The organism is Steroidobacter agaridevorans (assembly GCF_009932555.1).
Classification (GTDB): Bacteria; Pseudomonadota; Gammaproteobacteria; order Steroidobacterales; family Steroidobacteraceae; genus Steroidobacter; species Steroidobacter agaridevorans.
Genome location: NZ_BLJO01000005.1, coordinates 85,140 through 108,968, shown reverse-complemented (window position 1 = coordinate 108,968; position 23,829 = coordinate 85,140). Strand labels below are relative to the sequence as shown.

General features: G+C 62.8%; 21 protein-coding genes, 1 other RNA gene and 1 riboswitch. Of the genes, 18 read left to right on the top strand and 4 right to left on the bottom strand.

The window, feature by feature from the left end:
- Positions 1 to 17: 17 nt before the first annotated feature.
- The 5 genes from cobU to GYH35_RS18515 all read left to right on the top strand — a co-directional run bounded on the left by cobU (position 18) and on the right by GYH35_RS18515 (position 6,784).
- Positions 18 to 626 (top strand): bifunctional adenosylcobinamide kinase/adenosylcobinamide-phosphate guanylyltransferase, encoded by a 609-nt coding sequence (cobU, locus tag GYH35_RS18535; protein ID WP_161813029.1) that lies wholly within the window; start codon positions 18 to 20, stop codon positions 624 to 626.
- Positions 623 to 816, top strand: a riboswitch (cobalamin riboswitch). (Overlaps the previous gene by 4 nt.)
- A gap of 112 nt (positions 817 to 928) precedes the next feature.
- Entirely contained in the window at positions 929 to 5,215 is a 4,287-nt protein-coding gene (locus GYH35_RS18530) for a cobaltochelatase subunit CobN (RefSeq protein WP_161829208.1), read from the top strand.
- Positions 5,212 to 5,649, top strand: coding sequence for a MotA/TolQ/ExbB proton channel family protein (locus tag GYH35_RS18525; protein WP_161829207.1), 438 nt, complete (start codon positions 5,212 to 5,214; stop codon positions 5,647 to 5,649). The genes GYH35_RS18530 and GYH35_RS18525 overlap by 4 nt, the downstream gene beginning before the upstream one ends.
- A 22-nt stretch (positions 5,650 to 5,671) precedes the next feature.
- Complete coding sequence (locus tag GYH35_RS18520) at positions 5,672 to 5,980, top strand: DUF2149 domain-containing protein (RefSeq protein ID WP_202624405.1); 309 nt, start codon at positions 5,672 to 5,674, stop codon at positions 5,978 to 5,980.
- A gap of 42 nt (positions 5,981 to 6,022) precedes the next feature.
- Positions 6,023 to 6,784 carry an inositol monophosphatase family protein gene (locus GYH35_RS18515; protein WP_161829205.1) on the top strand — a complete coding sequence of 254 codons (762 nt, stop codon included), beginning with the start codon at positions 6,023 to 6,025 and terminating at the stop codon, positions 6,782 to 6,784.
- Between the two features lies 1 nt (position 6,785).
- Here the strand turns inward: GYH35_RS18515 and GYH35_RS18510 are convergent, their stop codons facing one another.
- From GYH35_RS18510 to GYH35_RS18495, 4 genes are all read right to left on the bottom strand, one after another.
- Positions 6,786 to 7,556: a hypothetical protein gene (locus GYH35_RS18510; RefSeq protein WP_161829204.1), complete on the bottom strand. Its 771-nt coding sequence runs from the start codon at positions 7,554 to 7,556 to the stop codon at positions 6,786 to 6,788.
- Positions 7,557 to 7,603: 47 nt separating this feature from the next.
- Positions 7,604 to 7,789, bottom strand: a complete 186-nt coding sequence (locus GYH35_RS18505) for a CPXCG motif-containing cysteine-rich protein (protein WP_161813035.1) — start codon at positions 7,787 to 7,789, stop codon at positions 7,604 to 7,606.
- 38 nt (positions 7,790 to 7,827) lie between these two features.
- Positions 7,828 to 8,196, bottom strand: a complete 369-nt coding sequence (locus tag GYH35_RS18500; RefSeq protein WP_161829203.1) for a YraN family protein — start codon at positions 8,194 to 8,196, stop codon at positions 7,828 to 7,830.
- A gap of 115 nt (positions 8,197 to 8,311) precedes the next feature.
- The gene (locus tag GYH35_RS18495; RefSeq protein ID WP_161829202.1) at positions 8,312 to 10,198 is read right to left on the bottom strand and encodes a penicillin-binding protein activator; all 1,887 of its coding nucleotides are present in this window, start codon (positions 10,196 to 10,198) and stop codon (positions 8,312 to 8,314) included.
- A gap of 54 nt (positions 10,199 to 10,252) precedes the next feature.
- On the opposite strand from GYH35_RS18495, the gene rsmI reads away from it, so the two are divergent.
- The 13 genes from rsmI to GYH35_RS34965 form a co-directional block, all read left to right on the top strand.
- The gene (gene rsmI / locus GYH35_RS18490; RefSeq protein ID WP_161813038.1) at positions 10,253 to 11,134 is read left to right on the top strand and encodes a 16S rRNA (cytidine(1402)-2'-O)-methyltransferase; all 882 of its coding nucleotides are present in this window, start codon (positions 10,253 to 10,255) and stop codon (positions 11,132 to 11,134) included.
- Positions 11,135 to 11,152: 18 nt separating this feature from the next.
- An RNA gene (rnpB, locus tag GYH35_RS18485) (RNase P RNA component class A) lies at positions 11,153 to 11,537 on the top strand.
- Between the two features lie 482 nt (positions 11,538 to 12,019).
- Positions 12,020 to 12,475: a division/cell wall cluster transcriptional repressor MraZ gene (gene mraZ, locus GYH35_RS18480; protein ID WP_129642247.1), complete on the top strand. Its 456-nt coding sequence runs from the start codon at positions 12,020 to 12,022 to the stop codon at positions 12,473 to 12,475.
- A gap of 9 nt (positions 12,476 to 12,484) precedes the next feature.
- On the top strand, positions 12,485 to 13,414 hold the full coding sequence (gene rsmH / locus GYH35_RS18475) for a 16S rRNA (cytosine(1402)-N(4))-methyltransferase RsmH (RefSeq protein WP_161829201.1): 930 nt from the start codon (positions 12,485 to 12,487) through the stop codon (positions 13,412 to 13,414).
- A complete protein-coding gene (gene ftsL, locus GYH35_RS18470; protein WP_161813040.1) occupies positions 13,411 to 13,677 on the top strand; it encodes a cell division protein FtsL in 267 nt (88 codons plus the stop codon). Before rsmH ends, ftsL begins: the two co-directional genes overlap by 4 nt.
- Positions 13,674 to 15,401 (top strand): peptidoglycan D,D-transpeptidase FtsI family protein, encoded by a 1,728-nt coding sequence (locus GYH35_RS18465; RefSeq protein ID WP_161829200.1) that lies wholly within the window; start codon positions 13,674 to 13,676, stop codon positions 15,399 to 15,401. Before ftsL ends, GYH35_RS18465 begins: the two co-directional genes overlap by 4 nt.
- A gap of 23 nt (positions 15,402 to 15,424) precedes the next feature.
- A complete protein-coding gene (locus GYH35_RS18460) occupies positions 15,425 to 16,969 on the top strand; it encodes a UDP-N-acetylmuramoyl-L-alanyl-D-glutamate--2,6-diaminopimelate ligase (RefSeq protein WP_161829199.1) in 1,545 nt (514 codons plus the stop codon).
- Positions 16,966 to 18,360, top strand: coding sequence for a UDP-N-acetylmuramoyl-tripeptide--D-alanyl-D-alanine ligase (locus GYH35_RS18455; protein ID WP_161813043.1), 1,395 nt, complete (start codon positions 16,966 to 16,968; stop codon positions 18,358 to 18,360). Before GYH35_RS18460 ends, GYH35_RS18455 begins: the two co-directional genes overlap by 4 nt.
- Before the next feature lie 16 nt (positions 18,361 to 18,376).
- The gene (gene mraY, locus GYH35_RS18450; protein ID WP_161813044.1) at positions 18,377 to 19,459 is read left to right on the top strand and encodes a phospho-N-acetylmuramoyl-pentapeptide-transferase; all 1,083 of its coding nucleotides are present in this window, start codon (positions 18,377 to 18,379) and stop codon (positions 19,457 to 19,459) included.
- A 4-nt stretch (positions 19,460 to 19,463) separates the two neighbouring features.
- Positions 19,464 to 20,798 carry a UDP-N-acetylmuramoyl-L-alanine--D-glutamate ligase gene (gene murD, locus GYH35_RS18445; protein WP_161813045.1) on the top strand — a complete coding sequence of 445 codons (1,335 nt, stop codon included), beginning with the start codon at positions 19,464 to 19,466 and terminating at the stop codon, positions 20,796 to 20,798.
- A complete protein-coding gene (ftsW, locus tag GYH35_RS18440) occupies positions 20,795 to 21,997 on the top strand; it encodes a putative lipid II flippase FtsW (protein ID WP_161813046.1) in 1,203 nt (400 codons plus the stop codon). Before murD ends, ftsW begins: the two co-directional genes overlap by 4 nt.
- On the top strand, positions 21,994 to 23,082 hold the full coding sequence (murG, locus tag GYH35_RS18435; RefSeq protein WP_161829198.1) for an undecaprenyldiphospho-muramoylpentapeptide beta-N-acetylglucosaminyltransferase: 1,089 nt from the start codon (positions 21,994 to 21,996) through the stop codon (positions 23,080 to 23,082). Before ftsW ends, murG begins: the two co-directional genes overlap by 4 nt.
- On the top strand, positions 23,079 to 23,829 hold a 751-nt coding region (locus GYH35_RS34965; protein WP_235936813.1), incomplete at its 3' end, for a UDP-N-acetylmuramate--L-alanine ligase. The genes murG and GYH35_RS34965, both read left to right, overlap by 4 nt.

The window sequence follows — 23,829 nt, the reverse complement described above, 5'->3', positions numbered from 1 at the left end:
ATCGGTGAGTGCAGGCAATGGTAGAGGATGACGTGTCGGGTGAGCGAGCTTCGGTCGGGCGGCGCCTGATCATCGGCGGTGCGCGCTCGGGGAAGACCGCTCATGCCCTTGCTCTGGCGAAATCGCTGTCGGATGCGCGGGGCGTGAATGTCACCTACGTCGCCACCGCGCAAGCACTCGATCAGGAGATGCAGCATCGCATCTCGTTACATCGGGCCGAGCGACCGGCAACGTGGCGCACCTTAGAAGCACCGGCCGGTCTTGCGCAAGCGCTGCGAGGCCAGGATGCATCGTCCATGCTCGTGATCGACTGCATGACTCTGTGGTTATCCAACGCTTTGTTAAAGGATTTTCGTGAGGATGCGCCGACCGCGGAGCTGCCAGCCTGGGAGTCGGAGCGCGCTGATTTTCTGCAATGGCTGCAGGCAGTTCGCCGCGACGTGCTGTTGATTTCCAATGAAGTGGGCGCGGGCATCGTGCCGTTGTCGCCGGTCGCGCGGCGCTTTCAGGACGAGCAGGGTCGGCTGAACCAGATGCTGGCCGCGGCCTGCGACGAAGTGACTTTGGTAGTCGCCGGAATTGCCGTGCCCATCAAGACGTTCCGTGGCGGTCGATTGACGACGTAACAATTTTCGCGCAAGGTGTCGCGCGAACGACAAGTCATGGGAACCGGGTGCAATGCCCGGGCTGCCCCCGCAACTGTAAGCGGTGCCGCCATCGAAGCTCGCGAGAGCTGACCACTGGGTTTCACGCCTGGGAAGGTGATGTAGGCCTCAAGCCGCGAGCCAGGAGACCAGCTTGCCGTGGTCGTCTTCGTGCAGCCGGGGTGTGCTGAACGAGCGGGAATTCCTGCAGCGGCGACAGGTTCACGGAGCGATGCCTGAAGGCGTTCGCACCGTGTGGTGTGTCAGCTCCCGCAGGTCCCGCTGTGCGATCTCAGTCTCGCCCCGTCGTCCGTGTGTTACGCGGACTGTTTGCCCTGATCCTTTCTTGTTTCGCCGCCGAGATATCCGCGGCCACGCTCGTTGCGGTCGTATCCGAGCGCAATTCCGGCGATCTCGCGCAAGCGGCGCGTGATGTCAACCAGCGGCTGCCCAACCATCGATTGATCTTCCGCACGACCGCGCAAGTCGATGCGCTTAGCGATGCTCAGTTGGAAGAACTGATCAGCGGCGCCGATGCGTTGTTGCTCGCCACGGTGTTCAAAGAAACGGCTCAGCGCGTTCAGGCGCTGCTTCCGGCGACTCGCGCTCGCGAGATCATCTCCGTTGCCGGCGACCCGGCGCTCGGTCGGCAGAGTCGATGGGGCAGCAAACGTTTGTTTGTCGATGAAGATCCGCGCTATGCGGAGTTGTCGTCGCTGACGGCAGAGAAGGATGCGAGCGCGGACGCTGTCGCTGCGGCCGTTCGTCGCCATCCGCAACTGACGCCCTGGATTCAAGCGCGCGCGTACTGGCAGAACCGGGGTGCGTCCAATCTGATCTCGCTGCTGGCGTTGATGCTGTCCGAGCAAGATCGCGCGGCCGCGGCGGCCATCAAGCCCGTCGAAGATGCGCTTCCCATGCGCTTTCACTATCGCGGCGAGTGGTCGACCGCCGAAACATTGCGCATCTCCGGCGATCGACGCGTAGTCGCGGTACTCGAGGATCAGCACGCCGATGCGAGTTTGAGTGAAGCAATCTGCCGCTCGTTGAGTGCGCGGGATCTGGATTGCCTGACGGTGCTCGCGGGTTGGGGCAGGCCGAGCAGCGACGCGTTGGGAGTGATTGCCGATAAGGTCGGCGCCCGTCTAGGTGCGATCGTGTCCGTGCAGGATTTCATCGTCGGTGGCAGCAGCGATCGCGCTGAGGCGACGCGCCGCATCGAGCAGCTCGATGTGCCTGTGCTGAAAGCACTTCGATTGCACGATGTCACTGTCGAAGGCTGGCGTATGTCAGAGCAAGGACTGGCTTGGGACAGTGTTTACTACCGCGTTGCCATGCCGGAGCTGCAAGGGATCAGTCAGCCGATCGTCGTTGCGGCCGCGGCTGCTCCGCAGCTGGATGCTTTGACCGGCATCGCAGTGACCCGAGTCGCAGCCATTCCATCCCAACTCGAGCAGCTGACGGCGCGAATCGAGCGTTGGGCACGGCTGCAACAGATGAAGAACGCCGACAAGCACGTCGCCATCGTCTACTACAACCATCCGCCAGGTCGTCACAACATCGGCGCGGACAATCTCGACGTGCCAGCCTCGTTGCTGGAAATCCTGCGGGCTTTGAAGCGCGAAGGTTACGACACGGGATCGCTGCCTGCGTCATCGGCGGATCTGCTCGAGCGGCTGCAACAGGACGGCGTGAATCTCCCCGAGCAGGGCGATGTGTTGCGCGCGATGGCGACGCGAGTTGCCAATGTAAGCGCTGAGCAGTATGCGCAATGGTTCGCGGCCTTGCAGCAACCGTTGCAGAAGGAAATGACCGGCGGCCCATTGGCATTGCTACAAGCAAATGTCCAAGCGGCACAAGCTGCGCGCTTGCCTCAGGAAGCGCGGGGTCAAGTCAATCGAACGCTGCACGAGGTCGAACATCTGCTCGAAGGCGCACAACATCCCGCGCGAAACCGTGCCCTCGATCTCGTGAAACAGCTGCAAGCTGCGTATGAAACTCAGCTGAGTAAAGGCGGCAACGAAGCGCGTATCGACTCGCTGACTCGCGCGATTGCAGCTACCGGCGTTGAAGGGCTGCGAGGCTGGGGCGAATTGCCGGGCAATGTGATGGTGAATAGAGGCAAGCTCGTGCTGCCGGGTGTGCGCTTCGGCAAGATATTTGTGGGGCCGCAGCCCCCGCGCGGCTGGGAGCTGAACGAGGAGCTGTTACACGCCAACACCAGCATTCCGCCGACGCATCAGTACCTCGCGTTCTATTTCTGGCTGCGTCACGAGTTCCGCGCCGATGCCATCGTGCATTTGGGACGTCACTCGACCTATGAGTTCCTGCCGCGCAAAGGCGTCGGTCAGGATGAGCTGGATTATCCGGCGCTGATCGCCGGCGACATTCCGGGTATCTATCCCTACATAGTCGATGGCGTCGGCGAGGGTTTGCAGGCCAAGCGGCGCGGACTCGCGGTGATGGTCGATCATTTGATTCCGCCGCTCACGGCGACACCGCTCTATGACGACCTGTTGCGTCTTCGGCAGCTGGTGGAAAGTTACGAGTCGTCGAACAACCCGGCCCTGCGCAAGCAAGCCGCTGAATCGATGCGCGGTTTGATCGATGAGCTGCATCTCAAAGACGCGCTGACTGCAAGCATGGACGCCGAGTTGAAAGTGCGCGGCATCTCGTTCGAGCAGGCCGACGACGAGTTGCTCGTGCACGAGATCGGTCATTACCTCACGCACTTGCAGGAAGATTTCATGCCGCTGGGCCTGCATGTGTTCGGCAAGCCGTGGCAGAAGGAAGCCCTCGACACGATGCTGGTGTCCATGAAGGCAGGCGCCGACGACAAAGCGCTTCGACAGAATCTGCAGAGCTCGCCCGAGAATGAAATGCGCGCGCTGTTGCACGGTCTCGCGGGCCGTTTCGTTCCTGCCGGTCCGGGCAGCGATCCCATTCGCAATGCCGAGGCGCTGCCGACGGGGCGTAACTTTCATGGTCTCGACAACAGTCTGATTCCGTCACGGCTGGGTTATTCGTTGGGCGCGAAGCTCGCGAGCGAGGCGCGCTCGAGAGTGAAAGAGGATGGCAAGGAGGCAGTCATCCTGTGGGCGTCCGATTCGGTGCGGGACGAAGGTGCGATGGTGGGCTTTGGGTTGTCACTGCTCGGCGTCGCGCCACAGTGGAACAGTCGTGGCATCGTCGCGGGGCTCGAGCGCCTGCCGCTGAACGACGTCGGTCAGCGCGCCGATACGGTATTCGTCACGTCGGGTTTGTTTCGAGATCTGTTCGGTCAGCAGATTGTCTGGCTGGACAAGGCCGTGCTGCTGGCGCTGGATGGCAGCCGACGCACCATCGAGCGCAGTCGCCCCGATCTGACATCGGCACTGCGCGCTGCGCTGGAGCCGTTGGGTCCGATGGCGAGTCCCGGTGACGAGCCGCTGGCGCGAAATCATGTTGCGCGCCATTGGGTGAATGAAACATCGGCGCTCATCAAGCAACGCGTCGGGCATGCAGAAGCGGGTAAGCGGGCGAGTTTGCGTGTGTTCGGCACATCGCCGGGCGATTACAGCGCCGGCATCAATCGCGCGGTGGAGCGCTCCGGCAGCTGGAACGATCGCAAGGAGCTGGCGAAGATCTATATCGACCGGATTGGGCACGCATACTCGGCCGACGGGACGAGTCAGGCGCAACAGGAGCTGCTGAAGAGCAACTTGCGGGAGGTGCGCAACACCTATCTGGGCCGGTCGAGCAATCTCTACGGCCTGATGGATAACAACGATGCGTTCGACTATCTGGGCGGCTTGAGCCTCGCGGTGGAAACGTTGAGCGGTCGTGTGCCGGCCAGTCATGTCGCCGATCATTCCAATCCAGCGCAGCCGACGATGCAGCCGCTGCCTACGGCGTTGTTGTCCGAACTGCGCGGCCGCTATCTGAATCCGGCGTGGATCAAACCGTTGATGCAGCATGGTTACGCTGGTGCTCGAACCATGGGCAGCGAGTTCATGGAGTACCTGTGGGGCTGGCAGGTCACGAACCCGGATGTGATCAAGAGCTGGGCGTGGGACGAGGTCAAGCAGGTGTATGTCGACGACTCGCATGGCCTCGGACTGGACCAGTTCCTCGAGCAGGGCTCCAATGTGCACGTGAAGACCAACATGATTGCCATCCTGCTGGTCGCCGCCGAGAAGCAGTTCTGGCAGACCGATGAGGCCACGTTGCAGCGGCTCAGTCAGAAGTGGGTGGATCTGTTGCTTGAACACGGCTTGCCGGGCAGCGGACACACGCAGCCGGATCATCCCGTGTTCCAGTGGGTGCAGCCTTATCTACGGGCCGATCAGATCGAGCCGCTCAAGCAACTGCTCGAACGCGCGCGCGTGGATGCGAAGTCCGCTTCATCGCCGACGACGATGGCGGAACTGCAGGCAGCAACTGAAGATGAGGCCAAGCAGCGTTCTGATGCTGAGGGTGCGAGCGGTCGCTCGCCTTGGGCGTTGCTGGTCATCGTGCTCGCGATCGCGGTATTGCTGTCCGCCGGATATCTCCGCGGACGTTACATTGCTCCCAAGGAACGTTCCGCATGAACTCATTCATCGTGCAATGGACCCACACGCTGGTGCCGCTGCTCTTGACGCCAGTGGTCATCGGATTGTTTGTTTGCATCGCGCTCGCTTGTGTCGATGTGGGTGTGCTGTTCGGGGAACGCGGGTTCTTGCGCCGGCGTGAGCGGCCAGCGGATATTGGCGCGGTAGAACGCCGGGCACATCGACGCATCGAGCGGGCGGACATTCTTACTCGCACGTCACCGATGCTGGGTTTGATGGCCACGTTGATCTCGCTCGGGCCTGGGTTGAAGGCGCTCAGCAATGGCAGTCTGAACCTGCTGGCCGAAGCGATGCTGACGGCCTTCGACGCCACCGTGCTGGGGCTGGCTGCCGGTGTCGTGGGCTTCATCATCGGTCGGTTGCGACGACGGTGGTACGACGAGGCTTTGCTCCGTTGGGAGCAACAATCATGAAGTTCCGTTGGGAGCGTCAGTCGTGAGGCGTCGTTGGAGCAGCGCGCGATTCGACGAGACGCCCGAGGACCCGCAGGCGTCGCTGGTCAATCTCGTGGACATCATGCTGGTGTTCATTTGCGGCTTGATCGTTGCGCTGGTGTCGGCACAGCCGGTGCTCAATAAGACCTCCAGCAGCGCCGAGGGTGGCAAGCAAGTCGTTGAGCCGGGCCGTGAGCTGGCCGAGTTGCCGGAGGGTCTGCGCGGCCAGGCGGCGGGCGCCGGTATGGAGCCGGTGGGCCAGGTGTATCGCGATCCAAAAACCGGCAAGTTGATCCTGGTGGGGCAATGAGCGGCTACAATGAGGCCATCGCCCAGCCATTGTCCTATCGCCATGAATTCGCCTTTCCTAGACACCGCTCTCGAAGCCGCCCGCGCCGCGGCTGACGTTATCCGTCGTTACTACCAGAACAATCTGCAGGTCACGATCAAAGCCGACAAGACGCCGGTGACCGACGCCGACGTGGAGACGGAGAAAGTCATCCGCGGCATCATCAGCTCGCGTTTTCCGTCGCACGGTTTTTACGGCGAGGAGACCGGGCAGAGCGCGATGGATGCGGAATATTTGTGGCTGGTCGATCCCATCGATGGCACCAAGGCATTCGTGCGCGAGTATCCGATGTTCTCCACGCAGATCGCGCTCATGCATCGCGGCCGGCTCATCGTCGGTGTGTCGTCGGCGCCGGTGTATGGCGAGCTGGCGTGGGCGGAGATCGGCAAGGGCGCGTGGTTGAACGACAAGCCGATCAAGGTCAGTGAGATCGATTCTGTCGAGGCAGGCGCCATCTCCGGCGGCAACTTGAAAACATTGGCGAGCGGCCCGCGCTGGGATCGTTACGGCAAGCTGGTTGCCCGCGCTCATCGCATCCGCGGCTATGGCGATTTCCTGCATTATCACTTGCTGGCGGCGGGCAAGATCGATGTGGTCATCGAGTCGGATGTGAACATTCTGGACGTCGCCGCGTGCTCGGTGATCGTCGAGGCCGCGGGCGGCAAGTTCACGGATCTCGATGGCAAGGCGCTGACGCTGGAGACGACGTCGGTGCTCGCGGCGAACGGCAAGTTACATTCGACCGTGCTGAGCGCGCTGGCCTGAGCTATTTTTTCAGCCAGCGGATCTCTGCGGCGGTCAGCTCGCCAATGACGACTTGGTTCAGCGATTCGGGCGTGACCGACTCTTCGTTCGACAGCGGGATGCGGCCACCCATCAGCTCGGCGTGGGTTTGCGGCAAGAGCGGTTCTTTGGTGGGCTCGGCGTAGCCGATCGGATGGATCGGTTGGCTGGTGCGCGGATCGTATTTGTCGGTTGCGCCCAATGTATGTAACAACTCGTGGGCGGTGATCATGTCGTTCGAGCCGGTCATCGTTCGGTCGGCGAAGACATTCACGACACCGTACAAGCCTTTCTGCATGCCGATCGAGTGGGCCAGCGTCGGCGTCAGCGCCGGGTCGTGATAGACGACGAAGAGCTTGATGTCGGGCGCGACGCCGGGCGGGTCCGGCGATTGCCAGACCCAGTACCGCATGCGCAGGCTCCACCACAGGATGCTGAATACGTTCGCGTCACGATCCAGCGCGGGCGGGACCTCGTGCAGTTGGGGTGCGGATTTGAACTGGATCGGCCGCTGCAGCGGCAGCTCCCAGAAACTCGCTTCTTCCTGGAAGAAATTTTCCAGCGCCTGGAAACGATCCGGCTTCAGGTCGCCGATGAACTGCTGCGTTACCGGGCTGCCGTCGCCGTCGATGGGATAGAGGGTCACGTACAGCGGGCTATTCCAGTCCGTCGAGTACACGCGATCGAAATACGTGTTCAGCGCGACGACCAGGAGGATCAGCAGCAGGACCAGGATGCGGAAATTGCGCCACATGCGCTGACGTTACCTGCAGCGAGCGGGCCCGCCCCGCGCGATAAGTCTCAGTTCGCGGATTCCACCCGCAAATCGGTGAGCTCGCCGCCTTCGGCGCTGTAATAAACGGTCATGGGCTGGCAGCAGACGGAGCAATCCTCGATGTATTCCTGCGATTCGACCGACAGGTCCAGGAACAGCGTGATGGATTCGCCGCAATGGGGGCAGGTGGTTTCAGCGGTCGTTTCGAGCATGACGGTTTCTCTGGCGGGTGCGACCGAGGTCGGCTCGACTATAGCGTGAATGCGTTCTTGATCCAGTCGACCTTGGCCTTGGGTTCGCCCGTGGTGATCGCGACCACGTCGAAACGTGCCGCGTAGCGCCGGAGGTCGACTCGCTTCATCCGCAAATGCTCCGCTGCGAGCACGAGCCGGTGCTGCTTCTTCCAGTCCACCGAGGCAGCCGCGCCGCCGTAGTCGTTGTTGGCACGCGTGCGAACTTCGACGAGCACCAATACCTCGCGCTCCATCATCACCAGATCGAGCTCGCCCATCTTGCAGCGGTAGTTGCGAATGAGCGGCTTGAGCCCTTGCGACAGCAAATACGCCAACGCCAGTTCTTCGCCCAGCAGCCCGATGGCCTTGCGTTCTCGATCATCCATGATCCACTCCGCCGCATTTGAAGTGGCATCACCGTGCCAGCATGGAGTCGCGGCGGAAGGCCGTATTTCTCGGCGAAAGCGCCGGTAAATGGATACCGGCGCTCGGTTGATTGGTTTACTGCGCCGACGCCGTCGCCGCCGTTCCTAACGGCAACGCGCGGCCGCCGGAGACTTTGGCCCAGTCGAGCTCGCGTTTGACGTGGCCTTTCTCGTCGACGGACAGCAAGCCCGTCATGCCTGGAATCGCATGCGCGCTGCCGGTCTGGCCGGCTTTGAGCAGGGGAACGATGCGGCAGGCGTCGAAGCCGAAAGCATACAAACGGCCCCGGCCGCGGGCGCGGACGGGCCAGTGGCGGGTGAGGGCGCTGCGGAGTTGAGTCGAAGCGGCGTCGGGGGAAATGACCCAGGGCATATCCGGGAAGATCACGCCTTCCAGATCGTTGTTTGCTTGCGTGTCCGGCTCGAAAATGTCCGAAGTTGCATAGACCGGCAGGTCGCCCGCCAGATGAAATTTCAGGCCCGGGCGAATCGAGCGGCCTTGCACTGGCTGCGCGCCGACAAAAATGAACTGCGCATCACCACGGCGCCGCGGTTCGAACTCCATCCTCATGCCGAGCGCGGTAAACAGCGAATTCGCGCGAGCGCGGCTCTCGTCGATCAGCAACAAATCGGTGATGGGCTGCGAAAAGTCGCGCGCCGACGCGTCATAAAATGTCATGCCCGCAATCTGACCGCCCAACGTCTTCAGCTCCGTGTCGAACGCACGAAACACCCGCTGACCCCACTCGTTGTTCGGCAACAGCACCAACCCTCGCATGCGGCCGTCGGCAGTCACGCGTTGCGCAACCTGCCGAGCTTCTTCTTCCGGATCGAGCGAATACTGGAACAACAGCGGCGGCGAAGAAACATTGTCCGCAGTCTGGTTCAAAGTGAGCGTGAGCACGGAGACTTCGCCCGAGGTCGCAATCGCGGTCACTTCTTCCTTGGTCAGCGGGCCGACGACGAACTGCGCGCCGTCGGCAACAGCTTTGCGATAGGCGGTCGTCGCGCCCATTTCCGCCGAGTCATACACATTCAACATCGGCCGACGGCTCGCCTCCTGCTGCAATAACGCGGCGAGGAAACCATCGCGAACCGCCATGCCTGCGGCCTGCTGACGGCCCGACAGCGGCAGAATCAGCGCGATCTGCGTTGGATAATCCAGGCCGACGCTCAACTGCGGCAGCACGTCTTCAGAGATCAACGAATTCGCCGGGTGGGTCGGATAGCGATTGCGCCACTGCGCAATGTCTTCATTCGCGGAAAACGGATTGCGGGCAGTCACGAGCGCCGCGCGGCCCAGGTCGAGCCAGCCAGCGAGTGTCGAACTCGCACCGGCCGGCGGTGTGAAATCAGCATTGCCTGCCGCGCTCTTTTGCAGGCCCTGCCAGATCATCCGCTGATTGGCGCGAATATCTTCCTTGCTCGTCAACGAACGCTCGCGCTCGAGTGCGGCGCTGACGGCCGCAGCCGGCCGGCTCAACGCAAACAACGAGCGCGCGCGCAGCTCGAGCACATCGGAAGACAATTCACTGGGCACCGGCTGAGGAATACGATCCAGCTCGGCGAGCGCCTTATCGCCACGGCCGCCACGCAATGCCAGCTCGGCAGTCACGAGCGAACGCAATCCGAAATCGGCGCGAGGCAACGACGCGCTGACCTGATTCAACAGCGCTGTCGCTTGAGCCGTATCGTCACCGCGAACATATTCACGAGCGGCACGCAACAGGAAGCGATCGCGCAAGTCGCCCGGCGACTGTGCGGCCAAGGCTTCGTACGCGCGGGCGGCGCCCTTGTAGTCGCCCTTTCCAGACAGGGCTTCGGCCTGATCGACCTGCCGGTCGGCGGCGGCGCTCGGGGTCTCCGGGGTGACGGGTGTGACTTCGCATGCGGTGAGGCCGATCGCCAGTATGATGGTGGCGATGCCATTCATCGCAAATCGACCCGTCTTTGTGCCATTCATTTCCACTGCAACCTCTCGGCGTGAGCCGCGGACGGCATTATATAGGGTCAAAAAATGAGCGCTGGAATTAGCACCGAGTCTGCGGTGGCGGCCGGCACGCTCTACGTCGTGGCCACGCCGATAGGCAATCTCGGCGACCTCAGCGCACGGGCGCGCGAGGTGTTGTCGGGCGTTCAGCTGATCGCAGCTGAAGATACGCGGCACACCCGACAAATGTTGCAAGCGTTCGGAATCGATACTGCGCTTACTTCGTTGCACGAGCACAACGAGATGCACAAGAGCGAGACGCTGATCACACGTTTGCTCGCCGGCGAAGCCATCGCGCTGGTCTCGGATGCGGGCACGCCGCTGATCAGCGATCCAGGCTTCGATCTCGTCGCAGCGGCGCGGGCCCGGGGTGTTTCGATTGCGGTCGTGCCTGGGCCGTGCGCGGCCATCGCGGCGTTGTCGATCGCCGGGTTGCCGACCGATCGATTCGCTTTCGAAGGCTTTTTGCCCGCGAAAAACGCAGCTCGCGTGTCGCGGCTGCGAGCGCTGGCGAGCGAACAACGTACGATGATCTTCTACGAAGCGCCGCATCGCTTGCCCGAAGTTCTGCGCGACATGGCGGCGGAATTGGGCAGTGAGCGTTCAGCATCGGTGAGCCGCGAGCTTACCAAGCGGTTCGAGACCACATACACCGGCACGCTCGCGCAGTTGAGTGAAATCGCCGAGCAAAACGCCGATATGTCACGCGGCGAAATCGTCATCGTTGTGAGCGGCAATCCTGATGAGGCGAGCACAGCGCAGAGCTTGAATGCAGATCAGCTGCTGCGCGCGCTGTTGGACGAGCTCTCACCATCGCAGGCGGCGAAAATCGCCGCAAAACTCAGCGGCGAAAAGCGCGGCGATCTTTATGCGCGAGCCATGCAATTGAGCGGTGGCAAACGGGAATAAGTCTGTATCATGCGCGCCGGAGTCGGCCAGACAACCGCTGCTCTTGCTTGCAAGGGTGGAGGAAAGTCCGGGCTCCCAGGGCAAGGCGCCAGGTAACGCCTGGGGGACGTGAGTCCACGGAAAGTGCAACAGAAAGCAAACCGCCTAAGCGCGCGGCTTCGGCCACGCGACGGTAAGGGTGAAAGGGTGCGGTAAGAGCGCACCGCGCCGGTGGCAACACTCGGTGGCACGGTAAACCCCGCCCGGAGCAAGACCAAATAGGGGAGCGCGCGGTCAGTCCTCGGACTGGCCGCATGTGTGGCCCACACAGACTCCCGGGTAGGTCGCTGGAGGTACGCGGTGACGCGTATCGCAGATGAATGGTTGTCCACGACAGAACCCGGCTTACCGGCCGACTCCTTTTCCCACTTTCGATTTGGCTCGCTCAGCCCCGGCACCGACATGCCGGGGCCGGCGGCTGTTTCGATATCATTAAATTTTAATAAACGCTGTTCAGCCTACGGCACCGCTTTTGGGCTGAATCACCTACCACTGTCGACAAAATCCTTACGTCGGCAAACGCCACAATCGGCCCGATTTCGACCCTGAAACGGCCGCTCTTCAGCCTTCGATTGCGCATTTCCGCGGCTTAAGGTTTTCCCTGTACTGGTTGAAATCACAGGTGGGGACAAACCCTGGTATTCGTGCCGCGGCACGCAAAGAACGTTTCCTAACCCACTGATTTCTGTCAGAGCAGTTTTTGTAATTTTCGGGGTGGGTGCCAGCTTCACGTCCTAAGTGCCTGTCGCTAAACAGGAAATGCCCCAAATTTTTTTGACCCGCGACACATCGGTACCTATAGTGCAAATCGGTGGGAAAAAGTGGGAATGCGTGGGTTAGCGGGGCATGTTCAGGGGCGCAAACAAGGTCACTCTCGATAGCAAAGGTCGGCTAGCCATGCCGACGCGCTATCGCGAGCGCATCGTGGAGCGCTCCAACGGGCGGCTGATCGCAACCGTCGATCGCGCCGACCGATGTCTGCTGATTTATCCGCTGCCGGAGTGGGAAGAGATCGAGCTGAAGCTGCGTCGTCTGCCGACCTTGAATCCGGTCGCGCGGCGCTTGCAGCGCTTGATGATCGGTCACGCCACTGATCTGGAGCTGGACACCAGCGGCCGCATCCTGATTCCACCGAGCTTGCGTGAGTACGCGACGCTGTCGCGGACCGCGATGCTGATCGGTCAGGGCAACCGGTTCGAGCTGTGGGACGAGGCGTTGTGGAACGACAGCCGCGAGCAGTGGCTGAAGGTCGACGAAACCGCCGAGGAGCTGCCCCCCGAGCTCGAATCGCTGTCGTTGTAAGGCCCGGTCATGTTGTCGCACACGCCGGTGCTTCTGCAGGAAGTGCTGGCCGCGCTCGATATACGCGAGGGCGGCCGCTATCTCGACGCCACGTTCGGTCGCGGCGGCCACAGCGCCGCGATTCTGGAGCGGGTCGGGCCGCAGGGAGCGCTGATCGCATTCGATCGGGACCCGGCAGCGATCGCAGCCGGGCGCGAGCGCTTCGCCAACGATGGGCGGATGACTTTGGTGAGCAGTGCGTTTTCGCGGTTGGGCTCGGTAGTGACGCAGATGGGGCTGGAAGGCGCCATCGACGGCGTGCTGCTCGATCTCGGCGTGTCGTCGCCGCAGCTGGACGAAGCCGCGCGAGGGTTCAGTTTCACGCAGGACGGTCCGCTCGACATGCGCATGGATGTTTCATCCGGCATGACCGCAGCGGACTTCGTCGCGAAGGCGTCGGAGCACGACATCGCTCGCGTCATTCGTGATTTCGGTGAGGAGAAGTTTGCGAAGCGCATTGCGCGCGCCATTGTGAATGCGCGCCGTGAGGCGCCGGTCGTGAGTACGTTGCAACTCGCGCAAATCGTTTCGCAGGCGAATCCCAAGTGGGAGCCGGGCAAACACCCGGCGACGCGTACGTTTCAGGCCATTCGTATTCAAGTGAATCAGGAGTTCGAGGAAATCCGGGCCGCGCTGGCCGGCAGCCTCATTGCATTGGCGCCGCACGGGCGGTTGTGCGCCATCAGTTTTCATTCGCTCGAAGACAACATCGTCAAACGTTTCATGCAGGAGCAGTCGCAGGAAGATCCCGTGTACGCCGGCTTGCCCGACGTGCCTGCGCACGCCCGTCCGAAACTGCGCCGTGTCGGCAAGCCGATTCATCCGAGCGAAGCCGAAGTCGCCGCCAACCCTCGCGCCCGTAGCTCAGTGCTGCGAGTGGCGGAAAGGGTGGCCGCATGAGCGCTCGCGTCGTCATGCCAGTGTTGGGAGTGGCGCTGCTCGGCGCCGCGATTGCCGTCGTGTGGAGCAAGCACGAGCAGCGCAGCTTGTTCATCGAGCTGCAGCGTCTGCATGCGGAGCGCGACCGGCTCGAAATCGAATGGGGCCAGCTGAAGCTGGAGCAGAGCGCCTTTGCGATGCATGGGCGGGTCGAGCAGACCGCGCGCGTGAATCTGCAGATGGTCGTGCCGCGCCCCGATGAAGTGCGGATTGTGAAGCCATGATCCGTCGCGACGAAACCAAGAGCTTTTCCCCCGAGCAGTACCGCGGTCGCCTGCGGTTCGTGCTCGGCACGCTGGTGCTGATCGCGACCGGCCTGGTCGCGCGCGCGGTGGATTTGCAGGTACTCGACGAAGGGTTCCTGGAAGGTCAGGGCGACGCTCGCTACACCCGCATCGCCAAATTGACCGCGAACCGTGGCGGCATCTACGACCGCAACGGCGAACCATTGGCTGCCAGCATGCCGGTGGACACTGTGTGGGCGAACCCGCCCGAAGTCATGAAGGCCGCGGATCAGATCCCGAGCCTGGCCGAAGCACTGAATCGCGACAAGCGCTGGCTGACGCAGCTCATCACCAGCAACCTGGATCGCGAGTTCGTTTATCTGGTGCGCCACATGCGCCCGAGCGATGCCGCGAAGGTCAAGGAATTGAAGATTCCCGGCGTGTACCTGCAGCGCGAATATCAGCGCTTCTATCCGGCCGGCGAAGTCACGGGCCATCTGCTCGGCTTCACCAAGAAGTATGACGACATCGGCCAGGAAGGACTGGAACTGGCGTACGACCGTTGGCTCGGCGCGGAAGCCGGCGCGAAGCGCGTCATTCAGGATCGTCTCGGCCGCACGGTAGAAGACGTGGAGAGCATCCGCCCGGCGCATCCGGGTGGCGATCTCATTACCAGTATCGATCTGCGCATCCAGTACCTTGCTTATCGCGAACTGAAGGCAGCGGTTCAGGAATACGGCGCCAAGGCCGGCACGGTCATCGTGCTCGACATCGAGACCGGCGAAGTGCTGGCCATGGTCAATCAGCCGGCTTACAACCCGAACGATCGGGACCAGGTCGCGGCTTCGCGTTATCGCAACCGCGCCGCCACCGACATCTTCGAGCCCGGGTCGAGCATCAAGCCGTTCATCGCCGCTGCCGGAGTGGCGAGCGGGCGCTATCACGGCAACACCATCATCGACACTTCGCCGGGTTTCGTGCAGGTGGGCATCAAACGAATTCCAGACAAGCACAACCTGGGCCCGATCACGCTGGCCACGGTGCTGGCGAAATCCAGCAACGTCGGCATGACCAAGATGGCGATGAGCCTGCCGCCCAAGTCCATGTACGACACGCTGACCGCGTTCGGTTTCGGCGAGGTCACCGGCAGCGGCTTTCCGGGCGAATCGGCCGGTTTGCTCAATGAATACTCGCACTGGCGCAAGATCGGCCAGGCAACCATCTCTTATGGATATGGTTTGTCAGTCACGCCGCTGCAGCTGGTGCGCGCCTACGCGACGCTCGGCGCTTATGGCGTGAAGCGGCCGGTGACATTGCGCAAAGTGGAAGAGCCGGTGCCGGGCGAGCAAGTCATCGATCCGCGCACCGCCAAAGAATTGCTGGAGATGATGGAGTCGGTGGTCTCGATGGAAGGCACCGGCAAGCGCGCCTCGCTGATCGGCTATCGAGTGGCCGGCAAGACCGGCACTGCGTGGACCGCCGATGCCGGCGCGTATTCCAGCGACCGCTACAAGTCATCGTTCGGCGGCGTGGTGCCGGCGAGCCATCCGCGTCTGGCTGCGCTGGTCGTGATCGATGAGCCCACCGGCGATCGAAAGAACGGCGGCGACGTCGCCGCGCCCGTGTTCGCCAATGTGATGGCGGGCGCGTTGCGCTTGATGGGTGTTCCTCCCGACGGTCTCGACCGAGTGCCTGCCACGACGTTGGTGCAGGCCAATCCATGAGGACAGCCGCTGCAAAGAACACCATGAACAGCCGGGTCGACAACGTGCGTACCAAGAATCTGCGGGAGCTGCTCGCGGACAGCGGCGTGTCGTCCGTCGATTTCGTGCCGCCCGATCTGGAGATCACCGATCTCACACTCGACAGCCGGGCAGTGACGCCGGGCGCTGCGTTCGTTGCACTTCCCGGAACGCGCACTCATGGCATCGGCTTCGCGGCGCAGGCGGTGAACGCCGGTGCGGCCGCCATTCTGTGGGAGCCGGTCGAAGGAGTGATTCCGCCGCGCTTGCCGGAAGACGTGCCGCTGATCGGCATTCCCAGACTGACGGCCTGGCTCGGCGCAATTGCGGATTGGTTTTTCGATGCGCCGTCGGCGAGCGTGCGTGTCATCGGTGTCACCGGCACCAATGGAAAAACGACTACGGCGCATGTGATCGCCGCCGCCTTGCAACAGTTGGATGTGACTTCCGCCTACGCCGGCACGCTCGGCTATGGCCGCGTCGGCGTCTTGCATTCAGGCTCGCACACGACGCCGGATTGCATCACCGTGCATCGGCAGATCGCTGAACTCCGCGACGAAGATGTGCGTTGCCTGGGGATGGAAGTTTCCTCGCATGCGCTCGATCAGCATCGCGTCAACGGCGTGCGGTTCGACACTGCGGTCTTCATGAATCTCACGCGCGACCATCTCGATTATCACGGCACGCTCGAAGCGTACGGCGAAGCCAAGGCGCATCTGTTCCGCTGGCCGTCGCTGCGCTATTCCATCGTGAACGTGGACGATGCGTTCGGCCGCGAGATTGCGACCCGAGTGGCGCACACCTGCCTGGTCGTGCTCAGTCGCGCGGGCGAGATCCAGTTGGATCCGCGTTGGCGCAGCGAGAAGGGCGAAGTGAAGCAATTGTTTGCTCGCCGCGTGACCGCCGCCCCGAACGGCCTCGACATCGATTTCGACGGCAGCTGGGGCGCGGCGACATTGCGTTCGCGCTTTGTCGGCGACTTCAACGTCGAGAACTTGCTGGCCGTGCTGGCGACCTTGCTGACCAGCGGCGTGTCCATGCAGGACGCGATCGGTGCGCTCGAGAAGTGCGGTCCGCCGCCGGGCCGCATGGAAACGATCACGGCGCCGAACCGTCCGCTCGCCATCGTCGACTACGCGCATACGCCGGACGCGTTGGAAAAGGCGTTGCTGGCCGTGCGCAAGCATCGCACCGGCAATTTGGTTTGTGTGTTCGGTTGCGGCGGCGACCGCGACGCGGGCAAGCGTCCTTTGATGGGCGCGATCGCCGAGCGTCTCGCCGACCGCATCATCATCACCGACGACAATCCGCGCACCGAGAACGGTGACGCGATCGTCGCCGACATTCTTAAAGGGTTGACTCGTCCCGAAGCCGCGATCGTCGAGCGTGACCGCGCGGCCGCTATCAATCGAGCGATTGCCGAGAGTGCGGCGACCGACGTGGTGCTGATCGCGGGCAAAGGGCACGAGGACTATCAGATCGTGGGGACTGAGCGACGCTCGTTCAGCGACCACGAGCAGGCGCTCAAAGCGCTTGGGAGGCAGTCATGATTGCCTGGAAACCGAGTGAGTTCGTGAAGGTTGCCCACTCTAATGGCATGGGCCAGCTGGTCGGCGCCGATCGTGCATTCACCAGCGTCTCGACCGATACGCGGACCATCAAGCCGGGCGCGTTGTTCGTCGCGCTGAGCGGTCCGTCGTTCGACGGTCACGATTTCGTCGCGACCGCGGCTCAGAACGGTGCGGCCGCCGCGTTGGTGGCGAGGCAGTTGCCCGTCGACATTCCGCAGATCGTCGTTGCCGATCCATTGGCGGCGCTGTCCGCGTTCGCGCGTGAGTGGCGGCGTCAGTTCCCGATTCCCGTGGTCGGCGTGACGGGCAGCAACGGCAAGACGACGACCAAGGAGTTGATCGGCTCCATCCTGTCGCAGCGCGGCCCGACGCTCGTGACCAAGGGCAACTTGAACAATCACATCGGCGTGCCGCTGACGCTGCTCGAGCTGACCAAGGAGCATCGCTTCGCGGTCATCGAAATGGGCGCGAATCATCTGGGCGAGATTGCCCATCTGGCTTCGCTGGCCGAGCCGACGGTCGGCATCGTGACGAATGCGGGCGCCGCGCACCTCGAAGGGTTCGGCAGTCTGGACGGCGTCGCGACCGGCAAGGGCGAGATGTTTCAGGCGCTGCCGTTCGAAGGCGTCTCGGTCATCAACGCCGACGACAAATATGCGTGGCAGTGGCGCGACGCGAGCGCGGCCGATCGCATCCTGACGTTTGGTTTCGAGCAGCCGGCCGATTTCATGGCGCACAAGGTCCGTGAGGTCAACTCGCCGTCCGGCTTCCGCATCGACTTCGATCTGGTGACGCCGGATGGGACGGTCGCTGCGACCATTCCGCTCGCTGGCCTGCACAACCTGCGCAACGCGCTGGGCGCGGCTGCGGCGGCATGCGCGGCGGGCACGCCAGTCGAGCAGATCGTCAAAGGCCTTGCGGCGATGAAGACGGTGGCTGGCCGGCTCGAATTGAAGCCCGCCATCAACGGCGCATTCCTGGTCGACGATTCCTACAACGCCAATCCGAGCTCGCTCAAGGCCGGGCTCGACGCCATGAAGAGCTTCGCCGGCGCGCGCTGGCTGGTGTTGGGAGAAATGAAAGAACTGGGCGATGCGAGCGATGAGTTGCATGCCGAAGTCGGTCGCTATGCGCGGCAGACGGGCATCGAGCGGCTGCTCGCCATCGGCGAAGGCTCGCGCTTCTCGGTAGAGGCATTCGGTCCCGGTGGCCGATGGTTCGCCGATATCGACGCGTTGATTCGCGAAGCCAAGGCATCGCTGAGCGGCGGGGTCGCGGTACTTATTAAAGGGTCGCGAGCGAATCGGTTGGAGCGCGTGTCGGCGGCACTGTCCGCGATGCCGCCTGGCAATACCAACGGCCATCATTAAGAGAACGACTACTTAAATGCTGCTGTATCTCACCAAACAGCTCGCACTCCTGGAAGGCGCATTTCGCGTTTTCCAATACCTGACGCTGCGCGCGATTCTGGCCGCGCTCACGGCGCTGGTGATCTCGTTCCTGATCGGCCCGTGGATGATCAACAAGCTGCAGGTCAACCAGATCGGCCAGCGCGTGCGCGACGAGGGCCCGAAGACGCATTTGCCCAAGGCCGGCACGCCGACCATGGGCGGGCTGCTGATTCTGGTCGCGATCACCTTCAGCACGCTGCTGTGGGCCGATCTGAGCAACCGCTTCGTGTGGGTCACGCTGCTGGTGACGCTGGCGTTCGGCCTGATCGGCTTCTGGGACGACTATCTGAAGCTGGTGGTCGGCAACACTCGCGGCCTGATCGCCAGATACAAATATTTCTGGCAGTCGGTCGCGGGCCTGAGCTGCGCGATCGCCTTGTACATGACGGCCAAGTCGCCGGCCGAGACGGCGTTGTATGTGCCGCTGTTCAAGCAGGTGGTGATTCCGCTCGGCGTCTGGTACGTCGCGCTCGCTTACTTCGTCGTGGTCGGCACCAGCAACGCGGTGAATCTCACCGACGGCCTGGACGGTCTGGCCATCATGCCGGCGGTTCTGGTGGGTGGAGCATTGGGGGTGTTCGCTTATGCGACAGGCAATGCAGTGTTCTCGGGCTATCTCGGCATTCCTTTCATCGAGGGCACCGGTGAAATACTGGTGTTCTGCGCGACGCTGGTCGGCGCAGGTCTCGGCTTTCTCTGGTTCAACACCTATCCCGCGCAAGTGTTCATGGGCGACATTGGCGCCCTCGCGCTCGGTGCGGCACTAGGCATCGTCGCCGTCATCGTGCGCCAGGAGATCGTCCTGTTCGTGATGGGCGGCGTGTTCGTGATGGAAACGGTGTCGGTGATGCTGCAGGTGGCGTCGTTCAAGCTCACCGGCAAGCGCATCTTCCGCATGGCGCCGATCCATCATCATTTCGAGCTCAAGGGCTGGGCCGAGCCCAAGGTCATCGTGCGCTTCTGGATCATCAGCGTGATCCTGGTGCTGATCGGCCTTGCGACGTTGAAGGTGCGCTAACGCCATGACGCAGCAGCAGCGCGGACGTTCGATCGTCGTCGGCCTGGGCCGGACGGGATTGTCGTGCGCGCGTTATTTGCAGTCTCGCGGCTTGAGCTTCGCTGTCACCGACAGTCGCGCGGCGCCGCCGGAAGCTGCGGCGCTGAAGAAACTTGCGCCGGAAGCGGAACTGCGTTTCGGCGGCTTCGACGAAGCGTTGCTCGACGGCGCGTCGCAAATCGTGGCGTCGCCGGGCGTGTCGCTGAAAGAGCCTTTCCTGATGAGTGCCGCCGTGCGCGGCATTCCGATCGTCGGCGACATCGAATTGTTCGTGCGCGAGGCCAAAGCGCCGATCGCGGCGATCACGGGGACGAATGGCAAGAGCACGGTCACGACGCTCGTTGGCCTCATGGCAAACGCCGCGGGTCGGCGCGCTATCGCCGGCGGTAATCTCGGACGGCCGGCGTTGGAGCTGCTCGACGATCCCGTGCCCGAGTTGTATGTGCTCGAGCTGTCGAGCTTCCAGTTGGAGACGACGCTGTCGCTCCGTGCCGCAGCCGCCACTGTGTTGAACGTGACGCCGGATCATATGGATCGTTACGCGACGATCGAAGAATACGCGGCCGCGAAAGAGCGCATTTTCCAGCGCGCGCAGGCTGCCATCGTGAACATGGACGACATCGCAGTTCGCTCCATGCGCTATCAGTCGTCGCGCGTTTTCGGCTTCAGCCTGCATGCCGATACGGCGGATTACTACGTGCATCAGCAAGGCGATGACGTGGTCCTCATGCACGGTCGCGAGCGAATGATCGCGATGTCGGAGCTGAAGATTCGCGGTCTGCACAACGCAGCGAATGCGTTGGCGTCGATCGCGATGTGCGATGCCCTCAACTTGTCGCGTCCCGCCTGTTTGCAGGCGCTGCGTGAGTTCGCCGGACTGCCGCATCGTTCGCAGTGGGTTGCGGACGTGAAAGGTGTGCGCTTCGTCGATGACTCGAAGGGCACGAACGTCGGCGCGACGCTCGCGGCCGTGGCAGGCATGCCGGGTTCGTTGGTGTTGATCGCCGGCGGTCAAGGCAAGGGTCAGGACTTCCAGCCGCTCGCTCAGGCGTTTCGCGGCAAGGTCCGGCACGTCGTGCTCATTGGTCAGGACGCGAAACAGATCGACGCGGCCCTGCACGGGATCGCCACGACTCAGTTCGCGAAAGATATGAATGAGGCCGTGCAGTCGGCTGCGAATGCGGCGCGTCCGGGCGAGACGGTCCTGCTGTCACCCGCGTGCGCGAGCCTCGACATGTTTCGGGACTACGGGCACCGCGGCGATGTGTTCGCCGCTGCGGTTAGAGGGTTGCAGGCATGAGCGCTGTACCTCTCGCATTCGCGCGTAACAACGGCCGGCCGCGACGCTTCGCGTTCGACTCCGTGCTGTTGCTGACCATCGGCGGCATCTTGCTGCTCGGGCTGGTGATGATGACGTCCGCGTCCATCAGCATCGCCGACAAGCAAGTGCAGGACCCCCTCTATTTCCTGGAGCGTCAGCTCTATGGCGTGGGCTTCGGCGTGCTCGGCGCCATGATCATGATGTCCATTCCCACGGCAGTTTGGGAAAAGCTGGCCATGCCGCTGCTGCTGGTCGCTTTCGTTTTCCTGTTGGCAGTGCTGATTCCCGGCCTGGGTCACGAAGTGAACGGCAGCCGCCGCTGGCTGCGTGCCGGCGTCATGAACTTCCAGGCGTCCGAGCTGGCTCGCGTGCTGCTACTTATATATCTGTGCAGCTACGTCGTGCGGCGGCAAGGCGAGTTGAAGGAAGAACTGAAAGGCTTCCTCAAGCCGCTGGGCGTGCTCATGGGCGCCGCGGCTCTGCTGCTTTTGGAGCCCGATTTCGGTGCGGCGACCGTGCTGATGGCCACCGGCCTTGGCGTGCTGTTCCTCGCCGGCGTGAAGCTGCGTCACTTTCTCGCGCTCGTGGCTATTGCCGCCGCAGGCATGGCGTTCATTGCGGTGACTTCAGCGTATCGAATGAAGCGTCTGACCGCGTTCATGGATCCGTGGGCCGATCCATTCAATTCCGGTTTCCAGCTGACCCAGTCGCTGATCGCCATCGGTCGCGGCGAGTTGTTCGGCGTCGGGCTCGGCTCCAGCGTGCAGAAACTTTTCTACCTGCCCGAAGCGCACACCGACTTCGTGTTCGCCGTGCTCGCCGAGGAGTTGGGTCTTGCGGGCGTGATCGTCACGCTGGCGCTGTTCGTGCTGCTGGTGTGGCGCAGCTTTTATATCTCGCGCATCGCGTCCGAGGCGGGGCTCGCATTCCAGGCGTACTGCGCGGCGGCGTTCGGCATCTGGCTGGCGTTGCAGACCTTCATCAACGTCGGCGTGAACATGGGCATCCTGCCGACCAAGGGTTTGACCTTGCCGCTCATGTCTTACGGCGGCTCGAGCGTGATGGTGACGCTCGGCTGGCTGGGTTTCCTCATGCGCATTCATCACGAGGCACAGACATCGGGCCGCCTCGCTGTGTCGCGTCCTTCTCGCCGCGCGCGAGAGGAGAGTGACGAATGAAGCGCACGGTGTTGATCATGGCCGGCGGAACGGGCGGACACGTGTTTCCGGCGCTCGCGGCTGCTCGCGTCTTGCGCGAACGCGGTTTCGAACCCGTATGGCTCGGGACGAGAAAGGGTTTGGAAGCGAAGCTGGTCCCGCCGGCACAGATCGAGATCGAGTGGATCTCGATGAGCGGTCTGCGCGGCAAAGGGGCGGCGACGTTGTTGCTCGCGCCGTTCAAGGTAGTGCAGTCGATCTGGCAGAGCCTGCAAGTCATCCGCCGACGCAACCCCGTTGTGGTGCTCGGCTGCGGTGGCTTCGTCGCGGGTCCGGGTGGTGTGGCTGCATGGCTCACGCGTCGGCCGCTGGTTATTCACGAACAGAACGCCGTTGCGGGCATGACGAATCGCATGCTGGCGAAGTTGGCGCGTCGTGTGCTCGAAGCATTTCCAAAGAGTTTTCCGTCGGGCATGCATGCCGAGCAGGTGGGCAATCCGGTGCGACGTGAGATCGCCGCGATTGCTCCGCCCGAGCAACGTTTCGCCGACCGTACCGGTCCGATCCGTTTGCTCATCATCGGCGGCAGCCAGGGCGCGATGAAGCTCAACGCAACGGTGCCGGCGGCGCTCGCAACCATCGATGCGGCGTTTCGCCCCGTGGTGATTCATCAGGCCGGCGAGCGTCACTTGCCGGTCGTGCAAGAGACTTATAGGAAGCACGGCGTGCAGGGTGACGTTCGTGCCTTCATCACTGATATGGCCGAGGCGTATAGCTGGGCCGACGTGGTGGTGTGTCGTTCCGGCGCGATGACGGTTTCCGAGTTGGCCGCGGCAGGACTGCCGGCCATCTTCGTGCCGTTCGCCGCCGCCGTCGACGATCATCAAACGCTCAACGCGAAGTTCCTGGTCGATGCCCAGGCGGGCATCTCGATTGCCGAGCGCGATCTCACGCCGGAACGGCTCGCGCAGGAGCTCAACAAATTGCTGAGCGGTGGACGTGAGCAACTCAAAGCGATGGCCATGCGTGCCCGCTCGGTTGCGATCACGGATGCTGACGTGCGTCTCGCCGATGCATGCGTGGCCGCCGCGGGAGGTGTCGCATGAAAGATCGCATGCGCCGCATTCATAACATCCATTTCGTAGGCATCGGCGGCAGCGGCATGGGCGGCATCGCCGAAGTGCTGTTGAACCTGGGCTATCACGTTCAAGGCAGCGACCTGAAGCCGAACGGCGTCACGCAGCGGCTGGCGAAGCTGGGCGCGCAGATCAAGATCGGCCACGCGGCGGAGAACGTCGGCAAGGCGGATGTGCTCGTCGTGTCGACGGCCGTGCAAGCGGACAACCCCGAGGTCGTCGAAGCAAAGTCGCGCCGGCTGCCCATCGTGCAGCGTGCGGTGATGTTGGGCGAGCTGATGCGCTTCCGTTATTCCGTCGCGGTCGCCGGCACGCACGGCAAGACCACGACGACCAGCATGGTCGCGTCGATTCTCGCCGAGGGCGGTCTGGATCCGACGTTCGTCATCGGCGGCCGCTTGAAGAGCGCGGACAGCAATGCGCGCCTGGGCGCCGGCAAATATCTCGTGGCCGAGGCCGACGAGAGCGACGCGTCGTTCATGCATCTGCAGCCGATGATCTCGATCGTCACCAATGTGGACAACGATCACCTCGGCACGCACGAAGGCGACTTCGAGCGGCTGAAGCAGAGCTTCATCGACTTCCTGCACAACCTGCCGTTCTACGGCTTGGCTGTGGTGTGCGCCGACGATCCGATCGCAAAGAGCTTGCTGCCGCGGATCAATCGACCGTTCGTGACTTATGGCATCGACAGCCAAGAGGCCGACCTGCGCGCCG

Bases quoted from the DNA above. Each gene is read 5' to 3' on its own strand.
- GYH35_RS18460 (WP_161829199.1), top strand. From the start codon at position 15,425: ATGAACAGCCGGGTCGACAACGTGCGTACCAAGAATCTGCGGGAGCTG.
- GYH35_RS18495 (WP_161829202.1), bottom strand. From the start codon at position 10,198: ATGAATGGCACAAAGACGGGTCGATTTGCGATGAATGGCATCGCCACC.
- GYH35_RS18455 (WP_161813043.1), top strand. From the start codon at position 16,966: ATGATTGCCTGGAAACCGAGTGAGTTCGTGAAGGTTGCCCACTCTAAT.
- murD (WP_161813045.1), top strand. From the start codon at position 19,464: ATGACGCAGCAGCAGCGCGGACGTTCGATCGTCGTCGGCCTGGGCCGG.
- ftsW (WP_161813046.1), top strand. From the start codon at position 20,795: ATGAGCGCTGTACCTCTCGCATTCGCGCGTAACAACGGCCGGCCGCGA.
- GYH35_RS18510 (WP_161829204.1), bottom strand. From the start codon at position 7,556: ATGTGGCGCAATTTCCGCATCCTGGTCCTGCTGCTGATCCTCCTGGTC.
- GYH35_RS18505 (WP_161813035.1), bottom strand. From the start codon at position 7,789: ATGCTCGAAACGACCGCTGAAACCACCTGCCCCCATTGCGGCGAATCC.
- ftsL (WP_161813040.1), top strand. From the start codon at position 13,411: ATGAGCGCTCGCGTCGTCATGCCAGTGTTGGGAGTGGCGCTGCTCGGC.
- rsmI (WP_161813038.1), top strand. From the start codon at position 10,253: ATGAGCGCTGGAATTAGCACCGAGTCTGCGGTGGCGGCCGGCACGCTC.
- mraZ (WP_129642247.1), top strand. From the start codon at position 12,020: ATGTTCAGGGGCGCAAACAAGGTCACTCTCGATAGCAAAGGTCGGCTA.
- GYH35_RS18500 (WP_161829203.1), bottom strand. From the start codon at position 8,196: ATGGATGATCGAGAACGCAAGGCCATCGGGCTGCTGGGCGAAGAACTG.
- GYH35_RS18525 (WP_161829207.1), top strand. From the start codon at position 5,212: ATGAACTCATTCATCGTGCAATGGACCCACACGCTGGTGCCGCTGCTC.
- GYH35_RS18515 (WP_161829205.1), top strand. From the start codon at position 6,023: ATGAATTCGCCTTTCCTAGACACCGCTCTCGAAGCCGCCCGCGCCGCG.
- GYH35_RS18465 (WP_161829200.1), top strand. From the start codon at position 13,674: ATGATCCGTCGCGACGAAACCAAGAGCTTTTCCCCCGAGCAGTACCGC.
- cobU (WP_161813029.1), top strand. From the start codon at position 18: ATGGTAGAGGATGACGTGTCGGGTGAGCGAGCTTCGGTCGGGCGGCGC.
- murG (WP_161829198.1), top strand. From the start codon at position 21,994: ATGAAGCGCACGGTGTTGATCATGGCCGGCGGAACGGGCGGACACGTG.
- rsmH (WP_161829201.1), top strand. From the start codon at position 12,485: ATGTTGTCGCACACGCCGGTGCTTCTGCAGGAAGTGCTGGCCGCGCTC.
- mraY (WP_161813044.1), top strand. From the start codon at position 18,377: ATGCTGCTGTATCTCACCAAACAGCTCGCACTCCTGGAAGGCGCATTT.